We start from the raw sequence: 3961 nt of genomic DNA on the forward strand, positions 1-3961 counted from the left end.
CGCCAGCGTTTCGCGGATGCGGGTTTCCAGGTCGTGCTCGCGCAGTTGATGCGCCGACATGTTCACCGCCACCGGGATCTCCAGCCCGGCATCGAGCCACAGCCGCATGTGCCGGCAGGCTTCGTTGATCACCCATTGGCCCAGCTCGCCGATCAGGCCAAAGCGCTCGGCCACGGGAATGAACTCGGCCGGGCTGATGGGCCCGCGTTGTGGATGCGTCCAGCGCAGCAGTGCTTCCACGCCGACCAGGCCACCGCGCACGGCGTCCAGCTTGGGCTGGAAGTGCAAGGCCAATTCACCGCGCTGGATGGCGTAGCGCAGGTCGCGCTGCATCTCGACTTGCTTGGCACCGCTGATGTCCATGCCGGGTTCGTGCAGGCAGTACACGCCACCACCGGCTTTGCTCGCGGCCAGCATGGCCTCGTTGGCATGGCCAATCAGTTGCTCGACCGTGACGCTGTCCGGGTACAGGGCGATGCCGATAGAGCAGGTGATGGTCACGTCCTCGCCGTTGATCACGCAGGGCTGGCTCACGGCCAGGCCAATGCGGTGGGCCAGTTGGGCCACCGCGTGCTGGTCGGGCATGCTGGGCAACAGCAACATAAACTCTTCGCCGTCACCGCGCGCCGGCGCATCGGTGTTGCGCACCAGCACCAGCAGGCGCTTGGCCACCTGGCGCAGCAGCTTGTCTCCCAAGGCGTGCCCATAGGTGTTGACCAGCGCGCGAAAGCCATCCAGGTTGATGCGCATCACGGCCAGGCGGCCCACAGGCGCCTCACCCGATTCGTCCAGCGACTGGATGACCTCGCGCAGGTGATGCTCGAAACCTGGCCGGTTGAGCAGGCCGGTCAAGGCATCGCGGTGGGCGGCCACTTGCAGGTCGGTGTGCGCCTGCTGAAGCGAGCTCACCAACTGCGCATGTTGGCCGCGCAAACGCGTGTCCAGGATCGTGCACAACTGCACGCCCATCAAGAGGATGCCGCCGATCAGGCTCACCAGCCAATCCAGGTAGGTTCCGGACAACTGCTGCGCGCTCAAGCACACCGCACCCACCTGCACACCGGCCGATTCCAGCATGAGCAACTGGGCCACATGGAGCGTGCTGCCCAGCACCAAGGCCACGCCCGCCTGGTTTAAAAATCTCGCCTCGCGCAGCAACTCGCGCCGCAGCATGACCGACGCCAGCACACTGCCCACCAGGATGACAGCGAAAGCCACCAGCAACCAAACCGGGCTCCAGGCCACCTCGGGCTGCAAGACCATGGCCGACACGTTCAGGTAGGTCAGAAAGCCAAAGCCCAAGGCCGCGAGCACGCCCGAAGCGATCCGCTTGAACACGGGTTGGTGAACCTGGCTGACCGACCAGATGAGCACCGCGCAGATCAGCACCGCTGGCAGCCAGGCGGCCAGCACGATGGCGGGCAGGTAGCCCACCTGGATGGGCAACTGGCGGCTGAGCGTGCTGATGAAGCTTTGCGCCCAGATGCCGGTGCCCACGGTCAGCGCACCACCGACCCACCAGCCGATCCCCACGTCGCGGTCCGAAGCCCGCACGCGGCGAATCACCAGGGTCATGACGTACATGGCGTAAACCGCCAGGAACCACGCTGCAGTCATTGCAACGCCGTCATGGCGGACGACCAACAGGTCTTGAAGCATCAGCCCTCCGCGGCCCCTAGGAACCAGATTTCAGGGATAGTCTGGTTACATTTCGGCAGCGGCGGAGCGGACTTGAATGCCGGGCAGGCTGATCTGCCTAATGCATCACGACTGGCTGTTGCGCCAGTCCGGTGAAGCCTTCGAGGTAGGCGTCAAACTCTTCAACGCTGGGCGAGGTTTCAATCAGGGCATCAACGCCCACTTTGAAACTCTCGGCCAGGGCGCCTTCGATGAACAGTTCCTTGCGGGCGAACTTGTCCACGATCTCGTAGCCACCCCGGGTAAGGGTGTTGACGACCGAAGGGGGGACCGGGAATTCATCCGCAGCCAACTCGATCTGAACGACCGCGTAGTTGTCGGAGTTGTAAAGCATTTGCATGGACTGCACTCCAGATTCATGGGCTTGTCTCCTCAGATGGGGACACAGCAGGCACGCGCAAGCGCATGATGACGTTTCCTTCGACAGGAACACCCCCCGACTTAAGGGCCCGCAAGCCCCATCAGCGGCCCCGGTGTGGCTAATTGCACGACAAGCGCCGAGCCAACCCCCTCAAACACGGGGGCATGCCAGGCACACCAGCCCATGCTTGAGCACACCACCCCCTACAGAGGGATATGGCCCCTCCATGGCCCCTCCTACATTAGCGATCACACAACAAGCTGTCATCACGTTTGAGGTGGAGAGGGGAGTCGATAAAAGAGCTTGATCACATGGCGGTGACGTGAGGAACGCATCACACGCCCACAACATCAATGGGCAAGCTCACACAGTTCCAGTTCATTTCAAAGATAGAACCGCCCCGCCCTTTCGGCGGGGTTTTTTTTGGCAATGCGAAATCTCAGCCTTTGGCCACGCGGCGCTTCAGCCAGCGCATGAAGCCACCCAGCAGCGGCAGTTTCTCGTACAGCTCTTCGGCCGCGTCCCAATAGTCGCGGTGGTCCAGCACCCGGCCATGCGCATCAAAGGTCACGTGGGTGGCGCCATGGAGGGTGTGCCAGGCTTGCTGGCCTTGAAACTGAAAGCGCAAATCCCACACCAGGAAGGCCTGGTCGCCACCTGCCATCTGCGACAACACCACGAACCGGGGCGAGGCCATGGCGCGGAACATGTGGGCAAAGATGGCCTCGATGGCCAACAGGCCCCGCACGTCGTTGAACGGATCCTTGAAGTGGGCATCGGGGGCGTAAACCTCGCTCAGGCGCGGCAGGTCATGCGGGCCCAGGTGCTCGAAAAAATCAACCAGGCGGGGCAGGCCCACCACGGCAGGCGCGGGCTTGGCGGGATATTGAAGCACCGGCATGTCAGCCCCCTGTGATGCGGCTGATGGCCGGGAAATACCAGCCATGGGGCAGGTGCCGAAGCAGCTTGAGCCACAGGGTGAAGCGCCATGGAAAGTGAATCTCGAAGCGCCCCGCGCGCCAGCCCGACACGATCTCACGCGCGGCCTGCTCGGGGGTCAACAGCGCGGGCATGTCGAAGTCATTGCCCGCCGTCAGCGGTGTTTTTACAAAGCCCGGGTTGATCACCGACACGCCGATGCCCAGCGGGTGCAGGTCCAGGTACAGACACTCGGCCAGGTTGTTGAGCGCGGCCTTGGTGGGCCCATAGGCCATGGCCTTGGGCAGCCCCCGAAAACCCGCCACGCTGCCGACCAGGCTGAGGTGGCCCGCGCCTTGGGCCGTGAACATGGGCAACGTGGCGGCCAGCACATGCAAGGCGCCCACGTAGTTGATCTGCTGGTGGCGCAGGGCCTCGCTCAGGTCAAAGTTTTGTGCCCGCATGGCCTGGTAGTGGCCGGCGCAGTAGACCACCATGTCCAGCCGCCCCGATGGCGATTGCGCCTGGATGCGCCCGGCCACTTCGCGCACGGCAGCCACATCGGCCACGTCGAGTGGTTCGCAGGCGCTGCCGGGGTGTTCGGCCACGAAGGCTTTCAAGGCTGGCGCATTGCGCGCCGACACGATCACGTGTGCGCCCTTGGCGTGCAGCAGGGCGGCCGTGGCGCGGCCAATGCCGGTCGATGCCCCGATCAGCCAGACGGTGCGGCCTTGCCAAACGGTGATGCGCGGGTTGAGGGCCATCTCAATCTTTCGTCATCAAGGCTTGTGGAAGGACAAGGTCACCTCCCCAAGGTGCAGCCCGAACTTGCTCATGGCGGCTTTGTTGAGCATGGTGTGGCTGTCCATCAGGTACATCCAGTCGTTGAACTGGACGTCGTAGGTCTTGCCGTCCACGGGCAGGCGCAAGGTGTACGCCCATTGCAAGGCGTTGCCAGCGGCGTGGCCCTCGGCGGTGCCGACC

At 63.8% G+C, this 3961-nt stretch carries 5 protein-coding genes; all 5 read right to left on the minus strand.

Annotated features, from left to right (window positions below; all coding sequences use genetic code 11):
- The coding region (locus H7225_RS08300) for a diguanylate cyclase (RefSeq protein ID WP_290660706.1) at positions 1–1617 on the minus strand (1617 nt) is incomplete at its 3' end.
- A gap of 139 nt (positions 1618–1756) precedes the next feature.
- Positions 1757–2038 (minus strand): DUF3567 domain-containing protein, encoded by a 282-nt coding sequence (locus H7225_RS08305; protein ID WP_290660708.1) that lies wholly within the window; start codon positions 2036–2038, stop codon positions 1757–1759.
- A gap of 460 nt (positions 2039–2498) precedes the next feature.
- On the minus strand, positions 2499–2960 hold the full coding sequence (locus H7225_RS08310) for a nuclear transport factor 2 family protein (RefSeq protein WP_290660710.1): 462 nt from the start codon (positions 2958–2960) through the stop codon (positions 2499–2501).
- 1 nt (position 2961) lies between these two features.
- Entirely contained in the window at positions 2962–3741 is a 780-nt protein-coding gene (locus H7225_RS08315; protein ID WP_290660712.1) for an SDR family NAD(P)-dependent oxidoreductase, read from the minus strand.
- A gap of 15 nt (positions 3742–3756) precedes the next feature.
- Positions 3757–3961, minus strand: a 205-nt coding sequence (locus H7225_RS08320; RefSeq protein WP_290660714.1) for a DUF3833 family protein, incomplete at its 5' end; no start/stop codon positions are given.

It is taken from the genome of Aquabacterium sp., assembly GCF_014378415.1.
In the GTDB taxonomy this organism is placed as follows: Bacteria; Pseudomonadota; Gammaproteobacteria; order Burkholderiales; family Burkholderiaceae_C; genus Aquabacterium.